Source organism: Phreatobacter stygius, assembly GCF_005144885.1.
Classification (GTDB): Bacteria; Pseudomonadota; Alphaproteobacteria; order Rhizobiales; family Phreatobacteraceae; genus Phreatobacter; species Phreatobacter stygius.
On record NZ_CP039690.1, the window covers coordinates 2,523,028 to 2,545,626 of the forward strand.

Genomic DNA, 22,599 nt, shown 5'->3' on the forward strand with positions numbered 1-22,599 from the left:
GTCTTTGCCATCACCGCAGTGCAGCAACGGCATGGCGAAGCGATGTAGCGGAAAATCCACGTCGGAGTATTTCGGCTTTGTAACGAAATATGACGGGCTAATCAGACTGCGCTTCAAGTAATACAGTTACGCAGAGCCCGCCTTCCGTCCGATTTGCCAAGCTGATCGTGCCGCCATGGGCGCGGACGATTTCATTGGCTATGGTCAAACCCAGGCCAAAACCACCGGAGCCGCGGTTGCGCGAGTGATCGAGCCGGACGAACGGCTCGAACATTGCGTCCATGTCTTGGTCGGGGATGCCCGGCCCCTCATCCGCCACGCAGACGCGGGCCTGCCCGTGCTCGGCACGAACCGTGATGGCGGCGACGCCGCCATATTTGATGGCGTTCTGGATGAGGTTGGTCAGCGCCCGCTTGAGCGCCAGATGCCGGCCGTGCACCACGATCGAACGGGGCGCGTCGAGACTGACGCTGTCGCCGGCATCGCGGGCATCATCGGCAATGGTTGCGATGATCGCGATCAGGTCGACCGGCCGCATCTCTTCGTCCGACCGGTCGCCCCTGAGATAGCTCAAGGTGGCGTCGATCATCGCTTCCATTTCACTTAAGTCGGCGGCGATCGCCCTTTGCGTCTCGGCATTGCCGATCTCGTCGATGCGCATGCGCAGGCGGGTCAGCGGCGTCTTCAGGTCGTGCGAGACTGCCGCCAGCGCCTGGGTGCGCGCGGTGATCAGGCGACGGATGCGGCCCTGCATCTCGTTGAAGGCATGGGCAAGCGTCCTGATCTCGTATGGCCCTGTCTCCGGCACCGGCGCCCGGTCCGCCGAAGCGTAGAGCTTGCGGGCGGCCTCGGCGAAGCGCTCCAGCGGCCGGGTCAGCCAGCGGATCAGCAGCACGGCCACGATCACCACGCCGAACGCCATCAGGGTCGTCGACAGGATCGCGCTGTCGGAGCGGGAATGGTGGCTATGGCTCGCCAGCAGGTCGACATTGAGCCACGAACCGTCGGGCAATTGCATCGAGATGGCCGCCAGATGACTGCTGGCATTGGCCTGGTCGCTGCCGATGACGAGGCCGTTCTCCGCCCAGGCCGGCACCGCCGCGACCAGCCGGTCGCGCAGCCCGGCCCAGGTTTCGGTCGCCAGCGGGTCGGCGCTGGCGCGCCGTTGCAGGCCCCAATGCGCCTCGATGACGCCGCCGGCGAGATCGTGGGTCAAGGCGTCGCGGTCACGCGGCGGGATGTGCAGGACGGCGCGATAGATCGCGGTCAGGCGCTCGGCGAGCTGTTTCTCATTGGCCAGCACGGCTTCGCTGTTGAGCGTCGCTTCGTAGAACCAGAGGCTGCTGCCCTGGACGGTGGCGATGCCCAGGAGCAGGACGACCACCGTCCGCCCGACCAGGGTCTCGAACAGCCACCTCACGCGCGCGCCACCTCGGGTATGAACAGATAACCGAGGCCGCGCACCGTCTTGATCATGTCCTGCGCCTGGTCACCGCCGCTGAGCTTGCGCCGGAGCCGGCTGACCTGAACATCGATCGACCGGTCGAAAGCCGCCGACACCCGGTTGCGCGCGGCATCGAGCAGATGATCGCGCGACAGCACCCGCTGCGGCGCCTCGACGAAGGACAGGAGCAGGTCATATTCGCCGGTCGAGAGATCGACGACGACGCCGCGCGTGTCGGTCAGCTCGCGCCGGCGCGTGTCGAGCGTCCAGCCGTCGAAGGCGAAACGCCAGGACTGGTTGGCGCGCGCTTCCGCCGGCGACGAGGTCCGGCGCAGCACGGCACGGATCCGGGCCGCCAGTTCGCGCGTGTTGAACGGCTTGGAAATATAATCGTCGGCGCCGAATTCGAGCCCGAGCACGCGGTCCATGTCATCGCCGCGGGCGGTCAGCATGACGATCGGAATGGCCGATTCCGCGCGCAGCTCCCGACAGAGCTCCAGGCCGCTGATGCCGGGCAGCATCAGGTCCAGGATGATCAGGTCGACATCGGTCGCCTTCAGCGTCTCGCGCATCTCGCGACCGTCGCGCACCGGCGTGACGCGAAACCCGGATTCGCGCAGGAATTTCGCGACGAGGCGGCGGATCTCGCCGTCATCGTCGACGAGCAGGATATGCGGGTCGCTCATGGTGTCTCGCAGTGACAGGATGAGGCGGCGCGATCGGCGCCCCGGCATCCGCCACCCTACAGCGCCAAATGTGCCCCCATGTTGCTGCTCTGTTACGGATTGTACGGCGCGGCGCGTGGCCGCCGCCCCTGACAGGACGGCGGCCGGGTCATGCCCACCTGCGCGTCAGTGGTGGCGATGGATCGCGATCACCCGGTTGTTGCCGTCGACGATCACGTGGTTGTTGTTGACATGGGTGTAGCGGTGACCACGGAACCGCGGGTGACCGTCGATCGCGTGATAGCTGAGATTGCCGGCGAGCTGGGTGCCGACCGTGACATCGCCGGCAATGGTCGCCGACGGCATGGCCGTCCGGCTGATATAGCCATCGAGGAAGGCGCGCTCATCCGCGGAATAGGATTGCGCGGCATCGCTGGCGCCTTGCGCCCGAACCGGCTGGGTCGTGATCGCGGGAATGGCGGCGACGAGCGACAGGGCCAGGATCCTTGCGAGTACTGACATCGATTTCTCCATGTTGCGGCCTCGATGAGAGTGCCGATGACATGTTGATGCTAGAGAAATGCATGTCGATCAATCGATATATTACAACAATATATTTCGTAATACTTCGAAATACGCTGAAAGGCAAAAGACATAAACAGTAACATCAAGCGACATCCTCACCGGATGATCGAACGGCGTTCTTCCGATGTTCCGGTCGCTCTCGTTACCGAGCCCTTGCCCCCCGATCTGGGGTGGGCCCGTCGGCGATATCCGGTGCGGCGCAAGAGCCGTAGCGCTTGAACGGATGATGGCAGCTGTCCGATGCAACCTTTGCAGTTCTTGCATCAGGCGGCGATGCATGGTGGAGCCGCAAGTCGCCAGTCGCTTGCACGGTTCTTGCTCCGCCGCATAGGCACGATCGCCCTTACGTCTCCGCCCGTTCCGCCGCGATCGCCGACACCACCTTCTGACCCCCGCTCTGAATGTGCTGACTCAGCCAGACGCTGCCGACCACCACGGCCATGCCGACGATCTGCAGCGGGCTCAGCGCCTGGCCGAGCAGCCACCAGCCGAGAATGACCGCGGTCACCGGGCTGAGGAAGCCGAGCGAGGCGACGACCGAGGGTTCGAGCCGGGCGACGCCGCGGAACCAGAGGATATAGGTGAGCGCCGCGCCGATCAGGCCGAGATAGGCAAGGCCGGCAATGTTGGCCTGCGTCAGCGCCGGCAGGGCCGGCTCCAGCACGAAGGCGACCGGCACCAGCAGGATGCCGCCGGCGGTCAGCTGCCAGGCCGTGAAGGTCAGCGGCGAGACCGGCGGCTGCCAGAACCGGCTGAGCACCGTGCCGAAGGCCATCGAGACGGCACCGGCGAGCCCGGCGGCGATGCCGATCGGATCGAGCGTCGCCTGCGGCGTCAGGATCAGCAGCGCGACCCCGGCCATGCCGGCGATCGCCGCGACAATGGCGAGCACGCGCATGGGCGAGCCGAGCAGGCCGCGCGCCAGGAAGATGACGAACAGCGGCTGGATCGCGCCAACGGTTGCGGCGACGCCACCCGGAAGCCGGTAGGCCGCGACGAACAGCATGGCCCAGAAGAACGAGAAGTTGAGCGCGCCGAGCAGGAAGGCGCGCGGCCACCAGATCCCCCGAGGCAGTTCGCGCACCAGCAGCAGCAGAAGCAGGCCGGCCGGCAGCGCCCGCAGCATGGCGACCGTCATCGGATAGCCCTGCGGCAGGAATTCGGTGGTGACGAAATAGGTGCTGCCCCAGATGGCCGGCGCAATCGCGGTCAACAGCAGGTCGGAACGGCGCGTCATGATGCCTCGGCCAGAATGAAAACGACGCAGCGGCGACGGCAGGGCCGTGCCGGCAAGTCTTTCGTCGTGACAACGGAAGGCGCTTCACCGCGCCATGGACCGCAGCTAATTGCCGGCCCCTCGATTGATAATATAGGCTTTGGGAGAGATACCCGGCACCGGGAGTGAATAATAGATGGATCACCTGACCGCGCTGAAGGTGTTTCGGCAAGCCGTCGAGCTCGGCAGTTTCGCCGAGGCGTCGCGCCGGCTCGGCCTTTCGCCCGCCGCGATCAGCAAGAACATCAGCGAGCTGGAAAGCCATCTGGCGGCGCGGTTGTTGAACCGCACCACCCGCCGTATGAGCCTGACCGAGGCCGGCTCGCTTTATTATGCCCAGGTCGTGCGCATCCTCGACGATCTCGACGAGGCCGACCGCTCGCTCGGGCCGCTGCAGCACATGCCGAGCGGCACGCTCAGGGTCAGCGCGCCGATGACGCTGACGCTGATGTGCCTGTCGGCGGCGATCCCGGGCTTCCTGGACCGCCATCCGGACCTGTCACTCGATCTGCGCATGGAGGACCGGCGGGTCGATATCGTCAAGGAAGGTTACGACCTCGCCATCCGCGGCAGCGACAATATCGAGGATTCGAGCCTGATCGCCCGCAAGCTGATGACCTTGCCGCATGTCGTCTGCGGCGCGCCCTCCTATTTCGAGCGCTTCGGCACGCCCGAGACGCCGGAGGACCTTAGGCGTCACAACGCCATCAAGTTCACCCTGTCGAGCCATGTCGACGACTGGGACTTCCGCAGGGCCGACCGGTCGGTGCGCGTCGCCGTCACCGGCCGCTACAGGGTGTCCTCGAGCCTGGCGGTCCGCGACGCCCTGCGCGCCGGCTTCGGCCTCAGCCTGGTCCCCCGGCTCTACATCCGGGAGGACCTCGAGCAGGGACGGCTGCGAACCGTGCTCGACGACTGGTCGGCGGTCGAAACCTCGATCTATGCGGTCTATCCGTCGCGGCGCCATGTCGACGCCAAATTGCGGGCCTTTCTCGACTTTCTGGTCGAAGAGCTGGGCGAGGGATAGGCATCCCGGCATCCGCCCGATCCCGCCTGAGCGCAGACCACGACCCGCGCGGGCGCTAGCGACCGGTGACGCGTTGAATAGCTGACATCACGGCATGAAGGCGGCTGTTCGCCTCGGTCTCGCTTTGCGCGTCGAGCCGCGCCAGCGTGGCAGCCGCAAGATCCAATGAGGCTTCGAGATCCGCCCGCGCCACGGGATCGCTTGGATCGTCGAGCGCCGCCCTGATCTTGCCGCGGATGGCGTCGAGCCACACCTTGAACCGGGCACGTTCGCTGGCACGCGCCGCGTTCGTCGCGCGAAACCAGTCTTCACCGAGAAGATCTTCCGCAGATGCCTTGGTTCTGGCTCGGGCCATGCCGTGGCAAGTCCGGCCGAGCCAAATAGTTCCCTCAGCCCCGAGGCTTGGAGACCGAACCATCGGATACGGATTAATTTTGGCTCAAATCATAGGGGCATATTTGCCGGCAAGGCATGCGAACAGCACGGCACGCCCAGCTGATCTCAGGCGATCACGTCTTCCTGGTCGGATCGCCAAGCGTTTCATTGAGCAAGACGGCCTCGCGCGTCAGACGGAGAACGGTGGCGGGATCGACGGGGGTCGCCTCGGACATGTGAAACGTCGCCATTTCATATTTGCCGCCGGCCTTCAGCCGCGGCTCGATCGCGCGCAGGCGCTGGCCGCGCCAAAAACCGAGCAGCACCCGGGTCTCTTCGGCCCGGATCAGCAGCGCCGGCCCTTGCGCGACATAGACGAGGTGGCCCCATTTCACCACCTCCCGCAGAACCGACGCCTGCCGCACCGCGCTGCGCAACAGCTCGACCCGATCGCGCTGCCAGCCGGTCAGCGCCATGACATAGGCATCGGGATCGGCCGCTGGCGTGGTTTTCCGCACGGCTCATCTCCCCGGCCGACGAAGATTGGACACTATCGTCATCGCCGCGCGCATAAGTCCAATCGATCGCGGAATGGCCGGATCCGCCCGGCTCGACGCGGACCGCCAAAGGCAGGTAGGACTTGGCGCCCCAGAACCAGGATTGTGGTGCCGGTCGGACATGCCGAATTGGTCGAAAGCGCAAGCGGAAGCGGCCGGGATTGCCGCGGATTGGTCGAGGGAAGCCGGGCCAGGCGGCGCCATAACGCTGTTTGACCGCCATGGCCTGCGCCACCGGAGCGCCGGCGGTTTGGCCGTTATCGAACATGGCGTGCCGTTCACGGCGGAGACCAACCATCGCCTGGCCTCGATCAGCAAGCACATGCTGGCGGTGCTTCTGCTCAAGGCCGGCGTGCCGCTGGATGCGACGCTTGGCGAACTCCTGCCTGACCTGTCCGGCGCGGCCGGCGAGGTCCAGCTTGGCCGCGCGCTCGATATGACCGGGGCGCTGCCCGACATGATGGAGCTGATGTGGCAGGAGGGCGTGCCGTTCACCGCAGGTCTCGGCGAGGCCGACCTCGCTGGGCGCGCCCTGGGGCTTGCCGCGCTCAATGCCGAGCCCGGCACCGAGATGGCCTATTCCAACACCGGATGGCGCCTGGCCCAGGCGGTCCTGACCCGGCGGGTGGGGGCTCCCTATGCGCAGATCGTCGACGGACTGATGGGCGAGCTCGGCCTGCGCGTCCGTTTCGTCCAGGACGAAACCGAGCTGGTGCCTGATCTGTCGAGCGGTTACTGGCGCGACACTGGCGCATGGCGGCGCGGCCGCTATGGCTTTCATTTCTCGGCCTCGGGCGGAATGGTCGCGAGCGCCGCGGCGCTGGCCGGCTGGGGTTCCGCGCTGCTTGCCGGGCGCGGCCCCCTGGCAGGCATGCTGGAACGGCTGACCGCGCCGCGGCTGTTCGTCAACGGCCTCGAGAGTTCCTATCGGCTCGGGCTGGTCTGCAGCAGGCTCGGGTCGGTCGCCTGGGTTGGCCATGGCGGCTCGCTGCCGGGCTATCGCAACCACCTCCTGATGGCGCCGTCGCTCGGTGCCGGCGTGGTCGTGCTGACCAATCGCGAGGAAGACGCGCTGGGGCCCGCCCTGCGGGTTCTCGCGAGCCTTGTCGGCGAACCGCTGCCCGCGCCGCCGCGCGGCCTGGTGCCGGGCCTTTTCGCTGCCGAGCATGGGCCGTTCTGGGCCGAGCTCTCCAGCGATGCCGTGAGTTTCATGGGCGGCTTCGAAAGCCTTGCCGCCGATGGCGCGGGCGGCTTCATCAGCCTCCCGGCCTATCTCGACACGCGTTTCAGACAGACCGGGCCGGATGTCCTCGAAGGGCTGTTCGGCGGCGTCGAACGAAAACTCGTCCGGGTGCCCCAGACGACGCGCCTCGATCCGGCCCTGGCCGGCCGCTGGCGCGCCCGCCGATCCGGGCGGGACATGGTCTTGCGCGCGGACGGCACGGCTTTGATGCCCTTCGCCGGCACTGAAGGGATCGAGGCGCGGCTGACGCCGCTTCCCGATGGCCGCGCCCTGGTCGCGCTCAGCCACGGACCATGGCGCCACCGGTCCTGCGCAGGCCTGCGGCCCGACGGCAGCCTCTTGCTGGCCAGCCATCGCTCGCGAATACTGGAATTCGACCGCATCGCATGAGGACACCGCCTTGACCCGTACGCGCCGTGTTGCCCTGAGCCTCGCCGCCGCATCGATGCTCGCAAGCCTGCAGGCCTATGCCCAGCCGGCGCCGCAGCGCGTGTTGCGGGTCGCCCCGCATGCCGACCTGAAGACGCTGGACCCGGTCGCCGCCTCGATCGTCATCACCCGCATGCATGGCCTGATGATCTACGAGACGCTGTTTGCCTGGGACGCCAACCTCGTCCCGCGGCCGCAAATGGTCGAGAGCTTCTCGACCTCTGCCGACGGCCTCGCCTGGACCTTCACGCTCAGGCCGGGCCTCAAGTTTCACGACGGCCAGCCGGTCACCAGCCGCGACGTCATCGCCTCGCTGAAACGCTGGATGGCGCGCGACACCATCGGCGGCAAGCTCGGCGAATATACCGACCGGATGGAAGCGGTGGACGACCGGACCTTCGTGCTGCGGCTGAAGCGGCCCTTCGCGCTCGTGCCCTTCGCGCTCGGCTCGGCGGTCGGCCAGATCCCAGCGATCATGCGCGAAAGCGATGCCGCGAGCGATCCGATGCGGCCGGTGACCGAAGCGATCGGCAGCGGTCCGTTCCGCTTCAACCGGGCCGAATGGCGCAGCGGCGCCAAGGTCGTCTACGACCGCAATGCCGATTACCTGCCGCGCTCAGAGCCGCCGGATGGGCTTGCCGGCGGCCGCGTGGTCAAGGTCGACCGGGTCGAGTGGCTGATCATGCCCGACCCGGCGACCGCCGCCGCGGCGCTGCAGACCGGCGAGATCGACATCTGGGAACAGCCGAGCCAGGACCTGATTCCGGTGGTGACCGGCAACCGCAACATCCGGGTCGAGCGTTATTCCAACCTCGCCAACCAGGTCATGCTCCGGCCGAACCACCTCTATCCGCCGTTCAACAATCCCAAGGCGCGGCTCGCGCTCGCCTATGCCACCGACCAGGCCGATTTCCTTGCCGGCGGTTTCGGCGACGAACGGTTCTGGCGGCGCTGCAACGCCTATTTCGTCTGCGGCGGGCCGAACGGCACGGAAGCCGGCACGGAAGCCTATGCCAAGCCGGATCTCGAAACCGCCCGCCGGCTGCTGCGCGAGAGCGGCTATAATGGCGAGCGCCTGGTGCTCACCACCAGCAACGACATTGCCGCGATCGGCCGCATGGCCGAGGTCACCGCGGATGCGCTGAAAAAAGTCGGCTTCAACGTCGATGTCCAGTTCGCCGACTGGGGCACGGTGACGACACGCCAGCAAAACCGCGGTTCGCCGGACCAGGGCGGCTGGAACCTGTTCGTCACCTATGCCTCGGGCGCGACCATGCAGTCGCCAATGACCAATATCGGCACCAACATGGCCTGCGAGCGCGCCTGGGCCGGCTGGCCTTGCGATGCCGAAGCCGAACGGCTGCGCGGCGCGGTGGTCGACGCGACCGACGACACCCAGCGCAAGAACGCGGTCGAGGCGCTGCACCGCCGCCTGGCCGAAATGCAGCCCTATCGGGTGCTCGGCCAGTTCGACCAGCCCTATGCGCACCGAACCACCATTTCAGGCGTTCTGATCGCGCCGGTCATGCTGTTCTGGAACATCGAGAAGAAATAGGCGCCCCGGGGGCGTCCGCTGCCTTGGGTCAGTGTCGTCGCTTGTGGACTGACGCTCATGCGAGAGCCCGCCGGCCAGCCAGGCGGTCTCAGCGGAGCCGTGTGCGAAACGAACTGGCGTGAGATCAAGGAACTGGCGGAGAGGGAGGGATTCGAACCCCCGATACGGTTGCCCGTATGCCGCATTTCGAGTGCGGTGCATTCGACCACTCTGCCACCTCTCCGCGGTCGCGAAGACGAGCGCAAACGCGATCGTCCTGGTCTGAAGCAAGCGCCGTGTAGCGGAAGGCGCGCACCGGTTCAAGCACCTCGCTGCCGATTTGCGATTTTCGCTGGCGGGTGCCCACTGTTTTCCTTGACTTCGCGGGCATTTTCCAGCATTGAGCCGCCTCTTGAAAGCGCGCGCTCGACGACTTCGGTCCGGCAAGGCTCGCGCTTTCCGTCGTAAACCGCCCTTCGGGGCGGCAAGATCAACCAAAAAGACGGCCGCCGCTCCGGTTTCACGGGACGGCAAAGGTTCGTCGCAAGCCAAGGACCTACGTCAATGTACGCAGTCATCAAGACTGGCGGCAAGCAATACAAGGTTGCCGCCGCCGACACGATCACCATCGAGAAGCTCGTGGCCGAGGCCGGCGAGATCGTGGTGTTCCCCGAGGTTCTGATGCTCGGCGGCGAGGCCGGCATCACCATTGGCGCGCCGCTGGTCGCCGGTGCCTCGGTCGCAGCAGAAGTCGTCAAGCAGGCCCGCGGCCCGAAGGTCATTTCCTTCAAGAAGCGGCGCCGCCAGAATTCGAAGCGCAAGCGTGGTCACCGCCAGGACCTGACCATCGTGCGCATCGCTGAAATCCTCACCGGTGGCGCCAAGCCGACGGTGACCTCGAAAGTGGCTCTGGCCACCGCGACCGAAAAGCCGGCCAAGGCCGAAAAGGCCGCCAAGCCGGCCAAGGCTGCGGCGGCCGCTCCGGCCAGCGAAGGGCTCGACAGCTCGAACCTGTCGCTGATCGCCGGCATCGGCCCGACGATCGAGAAGAAGCTGCGCGCTGCCGGGATCACCTCCTGGGAGCAGATCGCCTCCTGGACCGAGGCCGATCTCGAGGCGAAGGACAAGGAGCTCGCGCTCCGTGGCCGCGCCACGCGCGAGGAATGGGTCGAGCAGGCCAAGGAACTTCTCGCCGGCAAGCCGCCGCGCGCCAAGGTCGACCAGGCCGAATTGAAATCGGGCGAGGATCGGTAAGCGGTTTCCCGCTTGTCACCACGCCGCAGAACACGTTTTATAAGTCAGAACAGATCGGGAGCTCACGATGGCTCACAAAAAGGCAGGCGGTTCGTCGAGAAACGGCCGCGATTCACAGTCAAAGCGGCTGGGCGTTAAGCGCTTCGGCGGTCAGGCCGTCATCTCTGGCAACATCCTCGTTCGCCAGCGTGGCACCAAATTCCATCCCGGCAACAATGTCGGGCTTGGCGTTGATCACACGCTTTTCGCGACGGTAGACGGCCGCGTGGAGTTTCGTACGAAATCCAATAACCGAACCTATGTGTCGGTCGTTCCGATGATTGCCGCAGCCGAGTAAACGGCGGCATCCCATCGGAGCCGCCGGCGAACAGCCCGGCCGCTCCGATGATCTCAGGTTCAAGGATCAAGGGGCGCCAGGCGGCAAGCTGGCGCCCCTTTTTCTTTTGGCCCTGGGATGGTCCCCGGGTCGCATAACGGCAAGGAGCCGTATCATGACCGCCCTGGAAACCATCCTGGAATGCCGCGGAAGCGGCGTGACGACCGAGTGCAGTATCCCCGTCCTCGAGACTGAGCGGCTCGTCCTCCGTGCGCCGCGTTTCGAGGACGCGCGCGCGATCGCTGGCGTAGCCAATGATCGCCGTATCGCCGAAATGACGGCGAATCTCCCGCATCCCTATGCGGAAAAAGACGCGGAGAACTGGATTACAAACGCCTGGCAAGGCGAGGATCATCCCTTTCTCATCACGTCGAAAACCGACGGCGCCCTGATTGGTGCGACGGGTTTCGTGATGCCGGAAATCGGCGATCCCGAAATCGGTTATTGGGTCGGCATCGCCCATTGGGGCAAGGGCTACGCAACGGAAGCGGCGCGCGCGGTGGTCGATCACCTGTTCATGAATCACGCCGCCAAATCGATCGCGGCGCGGGCCCGCGTGGTCAATCCGGCCTCGCGGCGGGTGATCGAAAAGTGCGGCTTCCAATGGGTCGGCGCCGGCCTCACCCGCTCGCGTCTGCTGGCGAGCTCGGTGCCGGTCGACAAGTTCCAGCTGGACCGCAGCGTCTGGTCGAGCCTGAAGGCCTGGCGCGATCCGATCCTCAGGCGCAGCGCGCCGAAGATCGTCATTGGCGAGCTCGGCTGATCGTCGATCGACCCCCGGCCCTCTCGGCCGGGGGTTCACCCCGCCCCGCAAGTCTCACACGGGCGAAGGCCCGCGGCACGGCGCATGACCTCGCTTTGGCTCGCTGAAGTTCCCATCGAAACGCCCCGCCTTGCGCTCCGCCACCTCGATCCCGGCGATGCGCCGCGCCTTGCCCGTTATGTCGGCGAAACCGGTGTCGCGCGCATGCTGGCGCTCGTGCCGCTGCCTTATGCCGAAGCCGATGCGGAAGCCTTCATCGCCGGCATGCGCGCCTCCAATGCCGCCGGCCGCGGGCTCGGTCTCGCGGTCGTCGAGAAACATGATCCCGGCGCCCTGATCGGCGTCATGTCCTTTGCCGGGGTCCTGCCGGTGGTGGAAATCGGCTGGTGGCTCGGCCGGCCCTATTGGGGCCGCGGCTTCGCCACCGAAGCGGCCGGCGCGCTGCTCAAGGTCGCCTTCCTGGAGCCGCGGCTGGAGCGTGTCGTCGCCGGCGCCTTCCACGACAATCCGGCGTCGCTGCATGTCCAGGACAAGCTCGGCTTCACCAGAACCGGCTTGTCGCAACGGCACAATCTGGCGCGTGGCGGGCTGGTCCGGCACATCGACACCGAAATCACCCGGCCGATGCGTCCAGCGCGTTGAGCCCGCGCGGCCGCCGGGTTATGGACTTGTTCATGACCGTCACCTCCATTCCCATCGGCGTCGTCACCGTGTCCGACCGCGCCAGCCGCGGCGTCTATGAGGACAAGGGCGGGCCGGGCATCGTCGCGGCCCTCACCGAGCTTCTGGCCTCGCCCTGGCATCCGGTCGCCCGGGTCATCCCGGACGAGCAGCCGGCCATCGAAGCGGCCCTGATCGCGCTCGCCGACGTCGAACACTGCCCGCTGATCCTGACCACCGGCGGCACCGGTCCGGCCTTGCGCGACGTCACGCCCGAGGCGACCGAGGCGGTCTGTGAAAAGCTGATGCCGGGCTTCGGCGAGCTGATGCGGGCGGTCAGCCTGAAGGTCGTGCCAACAGCCATCCTGTCGCGCCAGACCGCCGGCATTCGCGGCCGCACGCTGATCGTCAACCTGCCCGGCAAACCCTCGTCGATCCGCGAATGCCTCGATGCGGTGATGCCGGCCATTCCCTATTGCATCGACCTGATCGGCGGCGCCCGGCTGGAAACCAACCCGGCCCACTGCGTGGCGTTCCGGCCGAAAGGCGCCTGAGGGATCATCGGCGGCAAACCCTTTGACCGGCCGGCAGGCTCGCCTATCCTCTTGCGCCATCAGGCGTGGCAAGGGGAGACGATCGATGGACCGGCGCGAGTTTGGATCCAAGGCAGCACTCGGATTGGGCGCGGCCATGCTGCCATTGGCGACTTCGGCCCAGGCTCAAGGGACCGATCCGCTCAAGGCGCGTGTGCTCGGCGGCGCCATCACCGACGTGCCCGGCATCAAGATCGGCCATTTCACCGATGAGCGCCGGCCGACCGGCTGCACGGTCGTCCTGGTCGAAGAGGCCGCGACCGCCGGCGTCGACGTGCGCGGGGCGGCGCCTGGCACGCGCGAGACCGACCTGCTCAACCCGACCAATCTGGTCGACAAGGTCCATGCCATTCTGCTCGCCGGCGGCAGCGCCTTCGGCCTTGATGCCGCCACCGGCGTGGTTCGCTGGCTGGAGGAAAAGGGCATCGGCTTCCCGGCCGGTCCGGCCCGGGTGCCGATCGTACCGGCGGCGATCCTGTTCGACCTCGGCGTCGGCGATCACAAGATCCGCCCGGACGCGGCCGCTGGCTACAAGGCCTGCGAGGCGGCCACCACCACGGCTCCGGCCGAGGGTTCTGTTGGCGCCGGCGCCGGCGCAACCGTCGGCAAGCTGTTCGGCATGGGCCGCGCCATGAAGGGCGGCATCGGCACCGCCGCCGTCAAGGTCGGCAAGATCACCATTGGCGCGATCGTCGCGGTCAATGCGGTCGGCGACGTCATCGACCCCTCCACCGGCGCGGTGGTGGCCGGCGCTCGCACCGAGGACGGCCGGCGCAAGCTCGGCGTGACCCAGGCGATCCTGCGCGGCGAACTGCCGCCGTCGATCCAGGCCGGCATGGCCACCACCATCGGCGTGGTCGCAACCGATGCCACCTTGACCAAGGCCCAGGCGCAAAAACTCGCCCAGATGGCCCATGACGGCCTGGCGCGCGCCATCGACCCGATCCACACCATGTGGGACGGCGACACCATGTTCGCGCTCGGCACCGGCAAAAGCGGGCTGCCCGGCAACATGATGGCGCTCGGCGCGATCGCCGCCCAGGTCACCACCGCCGCGGTGTTGCGTGCGGTCCTGAATGCCAAGGGTCTCAGCGGCCCGGGCTTGCCGACGCTGCCGGCGGCCTCCGAGCTGACCTGACGCCGTTCAAAAACAAAGCCCGCGGCCGGTTGCGGCGCGCGGGCTTTGCTCTCGCATGTCTTGTCGCGATTCGTCCTGGCGTCAGCGCAGCCGCTCGAGCACGCTGACGTAATTGGCGACAGCCGCGCCGCCCATGTTGAAGATGCCGCCGAGCTTGGCGCCCTTCACCTGGATGCCGCCGGCCTGGTCCATTAGCTGCATCGAGCTCAGCACGTGCATCGACACGCCGGTCGCGCCGATCGGATGGCCCTTGGACTTCAGCCCGCCGGACGGATTGACCGGCAGCTTGCCGTCTTTCAGGGTCCAGCCCTCCAGCACGGCGCGTGCGCCCTGGCCTTCCGGCACCAGGCCCATGGCCTCATATTCGATCAGTTCGGCGACCGTGAAACAGTCATGGGTCTCGACGAAGGAGAGATCCGACAAGGCGATGCCGGCTTCCGCCAGCGCCTTGCCCCAGGCTTTCGTGCAGCCCTCGAATTTCAGGATGTCGCGCTTCGACATGGGCAGGAAGTCCTGCACATGGGCCGTGCCGCGGAACGCCACCGCCTTGTTCAGCTTCAGCGCGGTGGCGACATCGGTCACCACCAGGGCCGCCGCGCCGTCCGACACCAGCGAACAGTCGGTGCGCTTCAGCGGGCCTGCGACGAACGGGTTCTTTTCGCTTTCGGTGCGGCAGAATTCGAAGCCGAAATCCTTGCGCATCTGGGCATAGGGATTGTCGACACCGTTCTTGTGGTTCTTCGCGGCGATCGCCGCCAGCGCGTCGGACTGGTCGCCCCAGCGCTGGAAATAGGAATGGGCGATCTTGCCGAAGACACCGGCAAAACCCGCCGGGGTATCGCCGTCTTCGGGCAGATAGGACGCTTTCAGCAGGTTCTTGCCGATCTCGGGGCCGGGCGTCCGGGTCATCTGTTCGACGCCGACCACCAACACGATGCGGGCATCGCCGGCCTTCACCGCCCGCACCGCCTGATGCACCGCGGCCGAGCCGGTCGCGCAGGCATTTTCCACCCGCGTCGCCGGCTTGAAGCGCAGGCGCGGATCGGCCTGCAGCACCAGCGAGGCGGTGAAGTCCTGGGGCGAGAAGCCGGCATTGAAATGGCCGAGCAGGATCTCGTCGACATCGTCAGGACCAAGCCCGGCATCGATCAAGGCATCGGTCGCGACCCGCACGACCAGGCTCTCGACGGTCTCGTTCTCCAGCTTGCCGAAGGGGGTATGGGCCCAGCCGACGATGCAGGCGGTCATCTGAAGTCTCCTCGGGAGGTCTAAAGGCGTAGTTACACTATATGCCCCGGCAATCCGCCTCGCCATCGTCCGTCCGGCGCATGGCTGATCCGGCGCGATCTCGGGGCCGACGCCACCTGCCATGCCCCGGTGTCAGGCCTTGGTGTTGAGCTCGGCCACCCGCGCCATGGCGACGACCGTCGCGCGCTCGGCAAAGTCGGCGATCAGCGCCAATTGCTCATCGCTATAGGCGGCCAGGAGTTCGGTCATGGCCCGCTGCAGCGGCTCGCAATAGGCGGCCAGCCGCCCGATCCGGTCCTCGCGCACCTTGACCAGCACCTTGCGCCGATCATGTGCGTCCGCCGTGCGTTCGACCAGTTCCTGGCGCTCGAGCCGGTCGATCAGCCCGGTGCGGCGCCCGATCTCGCCGGCGGTCGCGGGTCCGCCCATCAGGATCAGGTCGAGGCATTCGAGATCGCTCGAATTGATGCCGACACGGCGGGCGACCGCCTGGCTGTGCAGCACGCCGGCCGCCGATGACCGGCGCAGCGCCAGCATCAGGCGTTCCGCCGCGCCGAGGGGTTATGTCATGGGCCACGGCGCGCGTCGATGGCTCGACAGCCGACCGGCCCCGACGCCATGACCAGCGACGCCGAACCGCCGACGGCCCCCGCCACCGGCTCCAGGACCATCGCATTCGCTGGTAGATGCGGTGCCGGCCGACCACCCTGGCGGACCATCCGGATCGACCAGTTTGACGTGTGGTGCTGCGGCGGAAAATGGACCGGCCGGGCCATTGTTTGGCCGCGTTCGGACGATTGATAGCGGACCTCGCCCGTCTTGACCGGCCTCGCAACTCAACCCCGTGGTACACCCCACTTGGCGAACCACTCGCGAAGCAGGTAAAAGACCTAAGCTCCCCTCGTCTTATTCCCCATAAAGGCTCGACCTTGCGGATCAGCGCTCCCGCCCTCGCCGCCACGATCGCGCTTAGCCTCGGGCTCGTTTCGCCGGCAGCCGCGCAGCAGGTCGGACCGACCATCGTTGTTGACGTCGCCAGCGGCCAGGTTCTGCAGGCCGACCGGGCCGGAACAGCCTGGCTGCCGGCATCGCTCACCAAGATGATGACCGCCTATGTCGCGCTCAGCCAGGTGCGCCAGGGCCGGGTCACCATGAATACCGGCCTGACCGTGTCGCAGCGCGCGGCGCGCGCCACGCCCTCCAAAATGGGCTTTCGCCCCGGCACCGTCGTCACCATCGACAACGCCTTGAAGATCATCATGGTCAAGTCGGCGAACGACGTGTCGGTCACCATTGCCGAAGGCCTCGGCGGATCGGTCGAGAATTTTGCCGCGATGATGAACGCCGAGGCCCGCAGGCTCGGCATGACGGCGACACGTTTCATCAATCCGAACGGCTTGCCCGGCGCCGGCCAGCAGACCTCGGCGCGCGACATGGCGGTGCTCGCCCGCGCGCTGATGCGTGAATTTCCCGAGCAGTCGATGCTCTGGCGCATGCCGGCGATCCGCTACGGCAATCGCGTCATGCGCAACCATAACCACCTGATCGGCCGTTATCCCGGCGCCGACGGGTTCAAGACCGGTTTCACCTGCGCCTCCGGCTTCAATGTCGTCGCCACCGCCACCCGCGGCGGCCGGCAACTGATCGTCGTGGTGCTCGGCGCCACCTCGGCGCGTGGCCGGGCCGAGACGGCCGCCGGCCTGTTCGAGCGTCATTTCGGCGGTTTCGGCGGTTCCGGCGTCAGCGTCGACGGCATTGCCAACGACGCCTTCTCGGCACCCGCCAATATCCGCGACCAGGCTTGCCGGCGGCGCGGCCGCGGCCCCGCCTATATCGAATCGGGCGAAGACCTGGAGAACGAGCCGATCGCCTCCACCAGCGACCCCGGCAATCTCAGCTATGCCCAGATGATGGCCCAGCCGTCGCAGCGCCGGAGCATGGGCATCCAGGCCTTCGCCGCCATTCCCGGCCAGGTGCCGTCGCTGCTCGGCCCCTACCGGCCGAGCATGGATCCGATCCCGGTGTTCATCGGCGGCGCCGGCTCGGCGCCTCCGCCGGCCACCGCCGCACCCATGCTGGCCTCGACGCCCGGTTCCAGGCGCGTCACCTTGCCGGCATCCGGGACCACCACCTTGCCCCAGCCCGTGGCGGCCGGCATGACCTCGACCGTGACGACCGTCGCCGCGCCGGCGCCGACGCCGGCTCCGGCCGGCGCCATTGGGCGCGCCGCCGCCCCGGATCGGGCAGCCCATGCGCCCGCCGGAGGCCAGCGCGCCCACGGCGCGATCGGGCTTGCGGCGCCGACGACGCAACATGCCGCCCCGCCGACCCGGCCGGGAGCCATTGGCGCGGTTGGCGCACCGATGGCGCTGCAGGGCGCCGCATCGTCGACGGCAAGCCCCGCGCCGGCCGCCAGCCGGTCGTCCGACACGCCGCAACGGCCAACCGTGCAGACCGGCCGCCATGCCGAAACCGGCCGGCGCAATCCGCGCGAGGTCCGGCCGGCGGCGAGCACTGCCACCCGGCCCGCGGCCCGCCCCGCCCCGCGGCCGCAGCCGGCGCCGACCCCGGTCGTCCCACGCCCGTGACCATGCCATCGCGCGCCGTCGGCATTACCGCGGCGCTCGCTGGCGCGGTCGCTTATGGCGTCAACATCGTCTTCGCCCGCATGGCGACCCAGCAGGGCGTTTCCGCCGCCGATCTGGTTTTCCTGCGGGTCTTCCTGATGATGGGCGCGGTGGCGGCGACCCTTGCGCTGGCCGGCGGTTCGCTGAAGGTCGAGACCCGCGACCGGCCGCTCCTGATCCTGGTCGGCATCACCTCGGGCTGCCTCGGGCTCGCCTATTTCTTTGCCGTGTCCTTCGTGCCGATCGGCATCGCCGCGGTCATCTTCTACACCTTTCCCCTGCTGATCCTGATCGCCAGCCCGTTCATCGACGGCGAGCGCTTCACGTTGCAGCGCCTCGGCGTTTTCGCGCTGGCCTTCGGCGGTCTCGCCATTGCCCTCGGACCGACGCTTGGCGGTATCGACATGCGTGGCGTGCTCCTGGCGGCATTGGCCAGCGTGCTCGCCGCCAGCCAGTTCTTCGCCGCCGCGAGAGCCGGCGCGCGGATCAGCCCGGCCGCCCTGCTGTTCTGGTCGCATGTGGTGATCATGCCGATCGCCGGCCTGGTGGCGCTCGCCAATGGCCTTGGCCAATTGAGCGCGCTGGGCGGCGCCTGGTTCGCCGCGACCATGACCATGCTTGGTTATCTCGTCGGTTTTGCCTTCCAGATGCTCAGCGCCCGCAACGCGCCGCCGGCGCTGGTCGGCCTGGTCTTCTGCCTCGAACCGGTGGTCGCCATCGTCACCGCCAACTTCGTCCTTGGCGAAACGCTCTCGGCGCCCCAAATGGTGGGAAGCCTGCTTGTCCTCACCGCCCTCGTCGCATCTTCGCTCGCCGAATTGCGGCGCGAACCGAAACCCGCCTGAAACCCATGCCCGACGCCCCGCGCCCCCGACGGCCGCGCGCCCCGATCCCGGTGACCGTGCTGACCGGCTTCCTCGGAGCCGGCAAGACCACCTTGCTCAACCGGCTGCTGGCTGATCCCGGCATGAAGAACACCGCCGTGCTGATCAACGAGTTCGGCGAGATCGGCCTCGATCACCTGCTGGTGCGCACCGTCGAGGACGGCATCGTCATGCTGTCGTCGGGCTGTGTCTGTTGCACGGTGCGCGGCGATCTCGTCTCGGCGCTCGAGGATCTCCTGCGCGCGCTCGACAATGGCCGCATCGATGCCTTCGATCGGGTGGTCATCGAGACAACCGGCCTGGCCGATCCCATTCCGGTCATCCACACCATGATGGCGCATCCCTATCTGGTGATGCGCTACCGGCTCGACGCGGTCATCACCGTCGTCGACGCGGTCAACGGCCTTGCCACCCTCGACGGCCATCCGGAAGCGGTGAAACAGGCAGCGGTGGCCGACCGGATCGTGCTGACCAAGACCGATCTGATCGACAGCGACGACCGCCTGGTGGCGCTCGGCCAGCTCGAGGCGCGCCTGGCCGCCCTGGCACCGACCGCGATCCGGCTCGATGCCGCCAGGGGCGAGGCCGACGCCAAGGCGGTTCTGGCCGCCGGCCTTTATGACCCGGCCACCAAGGTTCCCGATGTCACCCGCTGGCTGAACGAGGCGGCGCTCGCCACCGACGGCAGCGACCACAGCCATGACGACGGCATCAAGGCCTTCGCGCTGACCAGCGACCAACCGCTCGGTTCCGCCGCCTTCGACATGTTCCTGGAACTGTTGCGCGGCGCCCACGGGCCGAAGCTCCTGCGGGTCAAAGGCGTGGTCAAGATCGCCGAGTTCCCGGACCGGCCGGTGGTCATCCACGGCGCCCAGCACGTCTTCCACCCGACCACGGTCCTGGATGCCTGGCCCGATGGCGACGCGCGCACCCGCATCGTCTTCATCCTCAAGGACATGGAACCGCAGGTGATCCAGGCGCTTTATGATGCCTTCCTGGGCGTGCCGCGCGCCGACCAGCCGGACCGCGCCGCGCTGACCGACAACCCTCTCGCCATTCCGGGGCTTGGCCTGTGAGCAAGATCGAAACCCCCGAAGCGGTCCTGGCCTTCTGGCGCAATGCCGGCCCGCAACTCTGGTTCGCCAAGGACGAGGCTTTCGACGCCGCCATCACCGCGCGTTTCGCCGCAACCTATGAGGCGGCGGCCGCCGGCGACCTCGAAGGCTGGGAAGCAACGGCGGAGGCGACGCTGGCGCTGATCATCGTGCTCGACCAGTTCTCCCGGAACATGTTTCGCGGGCGTGCGCGAGCCTTCTGGGCCGATCCGCTGGCCCTGGCGGTGGCCGAGCGCGCCATCGGCAAGGGCCTGGACCGGCTGATCGGGCCGGACCTGCGCCTGTTCCTCTATTTGCCGATGGAACATACCGAGCAGCTCGCCGTGCAGCGCCGTTCGGTGGCGCTGTTCAGGACGCTCGGCGATGCCGAACTCGACAATTATGCCGAGGTCCATCACCAGCTGATCGCCCGCTTTGGCCGTTTCCCTCACCGCAACGCCATTCTGGGCCGCGACAGTACTCCCGAGGAGCTGGCTTTCCTGGAAACGGACGGCTTCAAGGGCTAGATATCGGTTCGTGGGTCGATCCCGACGAGCCGCCCGATATCGGCAGGGCTGGCGCCGCCCGCGCGCAGCGCGGCAAGACCGGTCGCCGCCTCGCTTTTCGACAGTTTGCGGCCGTCGGCGCCCAGGATCAGGCGGTGATGCCGGTAAAGCGGCTCGGCGAGGCCGAGCAGTTCCTGCAGCAGCCGGTGCACCGCGGTCGCCTCGAACAGGTCCTGGCCGCGCACGATGTGACTGACGTCCTGCAGCGCATCATCGACAACCACCGACAGGTGATAGCTGGTCGGCACATCCTTGCGCGCCAGCACGACATCGCCCCAGCATGCGGGATCGGCGGCGACACTGCGCAACCGGGCCCCGGTCTCGTCCACTTCCGTCCAGGTCAGAGGCCGGCCGAGCCGGCTGATCGCTTCGGCCATCCTGAGCCGGAGCGCGAAGGGTCGCCCGGACGCGACACCTTCATTCCGTTCGGCCGCCGTCATCGCCGCGCCCGTCCCGGCATAAAGCGGCACCCCGTCCGGATCGATCGGCCAGGATCGGCCGGTCGCGGCCTCGCGTTCGGCCACCAGCGCCTTCAATTCGCCGCGGCTCTCGAAACTCGCATAGATCAGGCCGAGAGCATCGAGCTGGCCAAGCGCCTGCCGATAGGTGTCCAGGTGTTCGGATTGCCGCCGCGGCGGCATTTCGAAGCCGATGCCGAGCCAGGCCAGGTCGGCGAGCATGGCGCGTTCGAATTCCGGCCGGCAGCGCGTCCGGTCGATATCCTCGATGCGCAGCAACAGGCGGCCGCCGAGCCTGGTGGCCATGGCGGCATTCTCGAGCGCACTCAGCGCGTGGCCGAGATGCAGCGCGCCGTTGGGGCTCGGCGCGAAGCGCAGGACGGCAGGATCGCTCCGGGAAATCGGCGGATGCACAAGGGCCATGGTCAAGCCTATGCTGACAGCCCCGCACGAACGCAACCCGCAACGCTCCAACCAGGCCATCATGCGCATTGAAACCGAGGCCGATCTCGCCGGCGCGCTCGCCGCGCTGGCGGGCCTTTGCCCTCATATGGCGAAAACCCATGCCGAACTCGGGACACCACCGCTGCGGCGGCGCGCACCGGGTTTCGAGGGCCTGGTCCAGATCGTCGTGTTCCAGCAGATTTCGGTCGATGCCGCGCGCGCCATCTGGGCGCGCGCCGAGACCGTCTTCGGGCGTTGGACACCGGAGATCCTCGGCGCCGCCAGTGACGAGACCTATCGGGCGGCCGGCCTGTCGCGACCGAAAGTGCGCACGCTCAGGGCGATCTCGGCCGCGGTGACCGAAGGCGGTCTCGACCTCGAGGCGCTCGATCGCCACGGCGCGGACGCCGCCCATGCCATGCTGACGCAGGTGAAAGGCATCGGGCCCTGGACCGCCGACGTCTATCTCCTGTCCTGCCTCGGCCATATCGACGCCTGGCCGGCCGGCGATATCGCCTTGCAGGCGGCTGCCGGCGACCTGCTGGGCTTGCCGGCCCGGCCGACCGCCAAGGAGATGGGGCCGCTCGCCGAACGCTGGCGGCCTTATCGCGCCGTGGCGGCGCGCCTGCTCTGGGCTCACTATGCCGCGCGCCGCACCGGCCGCGTCGCCGAACCGACGGTGGCGTGATGCTGGACGGACCACGCCTTGCGCCGCTGTCCGGCCGGGCCCGCCAGCTCGTGGTCATCCTGCATGGCTATGGCGCCGATGGCGACGATCTGATCGCGCTCGGCGAGGCCTGGCGCCAGGCCTTGCCGGACGCAGCCTTCGTCGCGCCCGATGGCCCCGAGCCCTGCGACCACATGCCGAGCGGCCGGCAATGGTTCCCGCTGGATCTCCGAAACCCGCGCGAATACTGGCTCGGCTGTATTGGCGTGCGCGCGGCGATCGATTGCTTTCTCGATGCCGAACTGCGGCGTCTGGCGCTCGATGACGGCGCGCTTGGCCTGGTCGGCTTCAGCCAGGGCACGATGACCGCGCTGCATGTCGGCCTGCGCCGCAAGAACGCTCCGGCGGCCCTGGTCGGCTATTCCGGCCGCCTGGCCGGCCCGGACAGCCTCGCCGAGGTCACCGTCCGGCCGCCGGTGACCTTGATCCATGGCGGGCTGGACGACGTGATCCCGGCGGTCGACATGGGCGTGGCCGCGACCGCGCTCAGCAGTGCTGGCCTTGCCGTCGAGACCCACCTCATCCCCGATATCGGCCACGAGATCGACGGCCGCGCTCTCGGCTTCGGGCTCGCCGCACTGAGCCGCGGATTCCAGGCGGACTGAACGCCAAGCGGGTCGAGGCTTCACAAG

General features: G+C 67.7%; 24 protein-coding genes and 1 tRNA gene. 15 read left to right on the forward strand and 10 right to left on the reverse strand.

Annotated elements, in window-relative coordinates; translation table 11 throughout:
• Positions 1-97: 97 nt before the first annotated feature.
• From E8M01_RS11590 to E8M01_RS11605, 4 genes are all read right to left on the reverse strand, one after another.
• Complete coding sequence (locus E8M01_RS11590) at positions 98-1,420, reverse strand: ATP-binding protein (RefSeq protein ID WP_136960260.1); 1,323 nt, start codon at positions 1,418-1,420, stop codon at positions 98-100.
• Entirely contained in the window at positions 1,417-2,130 is a 714-nt protein-coding gene (locus E8M01_RS11595; protein WP_136960261.1) for a response regulator, read from the reverse strand. The genes E8M01_RS11590 and E8M01_RS11595 overlap by 4 nt, the downstream gene beginning before the upstream one ends.
• A 165-nt stretch (positions 2,131-2,295) precedes the next feature.
• The gene (locus tag E8M01_RS11600; RefSeq protein WP_170181867.1) at positions 2,296-2,631 is read right to left on the reverse strand and encodes a DUF1236 domain-containing protein; all 336 of its coding nucleotides are present in this window, start codon (positions 2,629-2,631) and stop codon (positions 2,296-2,298) included.
• Positions 2,632-3,037: 406 nt separating this feature from the next.
• Positions 3,038-3,931 (reverse strand): EamA family transporter, encoded by an 894-nt coding sequence (locus E8M01_RS11605; protein ID WP_136960263.1) that lies wholly within the window; start codon positions 3,929-3,931, stop codon positions 3,038-3,040.
• 175 nt (positions 3,932-4,106) lie between these two features.
• Between E8M01_RS11605 and E8M01_RS11610 the strand changes: the two genes are divergently transcribed.
• Positions 4,107-4,997, forward strand: a complete 891-nt coding sequence (locus tag E8M01_RS11610; RefSeq protein WP_136960264.1) for a LysR family transcriptional regulator — start codon at positions 4,107-4,109, stop codon at positions 4,995-4,997.
• Positions 4,998-5,052: 55 nt separating this feature from the next.
• Here the strand turns inward: E8M01_RS11610 and E8M01_RS11615 are convergent, their stop codons facing one another.
• Positions 5,053-5,352 (reverse strand): hypothetical protein, encoded by a 300-nt coding sequence (locus E8M01_RS11615; RefSeq protein ID WP_136960265.1) that lies wholly within the window; start codon positions 5,350-5,352, stop codon positions 5,053-5,055.
• A 154-nt stretch (positions 5,353-5,506) separates the two neighbouring features.
• Positions 5,507-5,890 carry a DUF1801 domain-containing protein gene (locus E8M01_RS11620; RefSeq protein WP_246088691.1) on the reverse strand — a complete coding sequence of 128 codons (384 nt, stop codon included), beginning with the start codon at positions 5,888-5,890 and terminating at the stop codon, positions 5,507-5,509.
• A gap of 160 nt (positions 5,891-6,050) precedes the next feature.
• Here E8M01_RS11620 and E8M01_RS11625 point away from each other — a divergent pair, with 160 nt between their 5' ends.
• Positions 6,051-7,562, forward strand: a complete 1,512-nt coding sequence (locus tag E8M01_RS11625; RefSeq protein ID WP_136960266.1) for a serine hydrolase domain-containing protein — start codon at positions 6,051-6,053, stop codon at positions 7,560-7,562.
• 10 nt (positions 7,563-7,572) lie between these two features.
• Positions 7,573-9,156, forward strand: a complete 1,584-nt coding sequence (locus E8M01_RS11630) for an ABC transporter substrate-binding protein (RefSeq protein ID WP_215908878.1) — start codon at positions 7,573-7,575, stop codon at positions 9,154-9,156.
• A 133-nt stretch (positions 9,157-9,289) separates the two neighbouring features.
• On the opposite strand, the gene E8M01_RS11635 is transcribed toward E8M01_RS11630, so the two are convergent.
• Positions 9,290-9,379, reverse strand: a tRNA-Ser gene (locus E8M01_RS11635).
• Between the two features lie 320 nt (positions 9,380-9,699).
• Here E8M01_RS11635 and E8M01_RS11640 point away from each other — a divergent pair.
• From E8M01_RS11640 to E8M01_RS11665, 6 genes are all read left to right on the forward strand, one after another.
• Positions 9,700-10,389, forward strand: coding sequence for a 50S ribosomal protein L21 (locus E8M01_RS11640; protein ID WP_136960267.1), 690 nt, complete (start codon positions 9,700-9,702; stop codon positions 10,387-10,389).
• A gap of 67 nt (positions 10,390-10,456) precedes the next feature.
• On the forward strand, positions 10,457-10,726 hold the full coding sequence (gene rpmA / locus E8M01_RS11645) for a 50S ribosomal protein L27 (protein ID WP_136960268.1): 270 nt from the start codon (positions 10,457-10,459) through the stop codon (positions 10,724-10,726).
• 154 nt (positions 10,727-10,880) lie between these two features.
• Positions 10,881-11,528: a GNAT family N-acetyltransferase gene (locus E8M01_RS11650; RefSeq protein WP_136960269.1), complete on the forward strand. Its 648-nt coding sequence runs from the start codon at positions 10,881-10,883 to the stop codon at positions 11,526-11,528.
• Positions 11,529-11,612: 84 nt separating this feature from the next.
• Positions 11,613-12,170, forward strand: a complete 558-nt coding sequence (locus E8M01_RS11655; RefSeq protein WP_136960270.1) for a GNAT family N-acetyltransferase — start codon at positions 11,613-11,615, stop codon at positions 12,168-12,170.
• A gap of 32 nt (positions 12,171-12,202) precedes the next feature.
• On the forward strand, positions 12,203-12,742 hold the full coding sequence (gene mog / locus E8M01_RS11660; RefSeq protein ID WP_136960271.1) for a molybdopterin adenylyltransferase: 540 nt from the start codon (positions 12,203-12,205) through the stop codon (positions 12,740-12,742).
• 85 nt (positions 12,743-12,827) lie between these two features.
• The gene (locus E8M01_RS11665; RefSeq protein ID WP_136960272.1) at positions 12,828-13,919 is read left to right on the forward strand and encodes a P1 family peptidase; all 1,092 of its coding nucleotides are present in this window, start codon (positions 12,828-12,830) and stop codon (positions 13,917-13,919) included.
• An 81-nt stretch (positions 13,920-14,000) separates the two neighbouring features.
• Here the strand turns inward: E8M01_RS11665 and E8M01_RS11670 are convergent, their stop codons facing one another.
• Together E8M01_RS11670 and E8M01_RS11675 are read right to left on the reverse strand one after the other, a co-directional pair.
• Positions 14,001-15,167, reverse strand: a complete 1,167-nt coding sequence (locus E8M01_RS11670) for an acetyl-CoA acetyltransferase (RefSeq protein ID WP_136960273.1) — start codon at positions 15,165-15,167, stop codon at positions 14,001-14,003.
• 132 nt (positions 15,168-15,299) lie between these two features.
• The gene (locus E8M01_RS11675; protein WP_136960274.1) at positions 15,300-15,704 is read right to left on the reverse strand and encodes a MarR family winged helix-turn-helix transcriptional regulator; all 405 of its coding nucleotides are present in this window, start codon (positions 15,702-15,704) and stop codon (positions 15,300-15,302) included.
• 392 nt (positions 15,705-16,096) lie between these two features.
• Between E8M01_RS11675 and E8M01_RS11680 the strand changes: the two genes are divergently transcribed.
• Genes E8M01_RS11680 through E8M01_RS11695 form a run of 4 tightly spaced genes read left to right on the forward strand, consistent with a single transcriptional unit; the run spans position 16,097 to position 20,299 of the window.
• Positions 16,097-17,755, forward strand: coding sequence for a D-alanyl-D-alanine carboxypeptidase family protein (locus E8M01_RS11680; RefSeq protein ID WP_246088692.1), 1,659 nt, complete (start codon positions 16,097-16,099; stop codon positions 17,753-17,755).
• A 2-nt stretch (positions 17,756-17,757) separates the two neighbouring features.
• Positions 17,758-18,639 (forward strand): DMT family transporter, encoded by an 882-nt coding sequence (locus tag E8M01_RS11685; protein ID WP_136960276.1) that lies wholly within the window; start codon positions 17,758-17,760, stop codon positions 18,637-18,639.
• A 5-nt stretch (positions 18,640-18,644) separates the two neighbouring features.
• Positions 18,645-19,754 (forward strand): CobW family GTP-binding protein, encoded by a 1,110-nt coding sequence (locus E8M01_RS11690; RefSeq protein WP_136960277.1) that lies wholly within the window; start codon positions 18,645-18,647, stop codon positions 19,752-19,754.
• Positions 19,751-20,299 carry a DUF924 family protein gene (locus E8M01_RS11695; protein ID WP_136960278.1) on the forward strand — a complete coding sequence of 183 codons (549 nt, stop codon included), beginning with the start codon at positions 19,751-19,753 and terminating at the stop codon, positions 20,297-20,299. Before E8M01_RS11690 ends, E8M01_RS11695 begins: the two co-directional genes overlap by 4 nt.
• Here E8M01_RS11695 and gluQRS read toward each other — a convergent pair.
• Positions 20,296-21,219: a tRNA glutamyl-Q(34) synthetase GluQRS gene (gene gluQRS / locus E8M01_RS11700; RefSeq protein WP_136960279.1), complete on the reverse strand. Its 924-nt coding sequence runs from the start codon at positions 21,217-21,219 to the stop codon at positions 20,296-20,298. The genes E8M01_RS11695 and gluQRS overlap by 4 nt on opposite strands.
• Before the next feature lie 10 nt (positions 21,220-21,229).
• On the opposite strand from gluQRS, the gene E8M01_RS11705 reads away from it, so the two are divergent.
• Positions 21,230-21,928, forward strand: coding sequence for a DNA-3-methyladenine glycosylase family protein (locus E8M01_RS11705; protein ID WP_246088693.1), 699 nt, complete (start codon positions 21,230-21,232; stop codon positions 21,926-21,928).
• Complete coding sequence (locus E8M01_RS11710; RefSeq protein ID WP_136960280.1) at positions 21,928-22,572, forward strand: alpha/beta hydrolase; 645 nt, start codon at positions 21,928-21,930, stop codon at positions 22,570-22,572. Before E8M01_RS11705 ends, E8M01_RS11710 begins: the two co-directional genes overlap by 1 nt.
• Positions 22,573-22,599 lie beyond the last annotated feature (27 nt).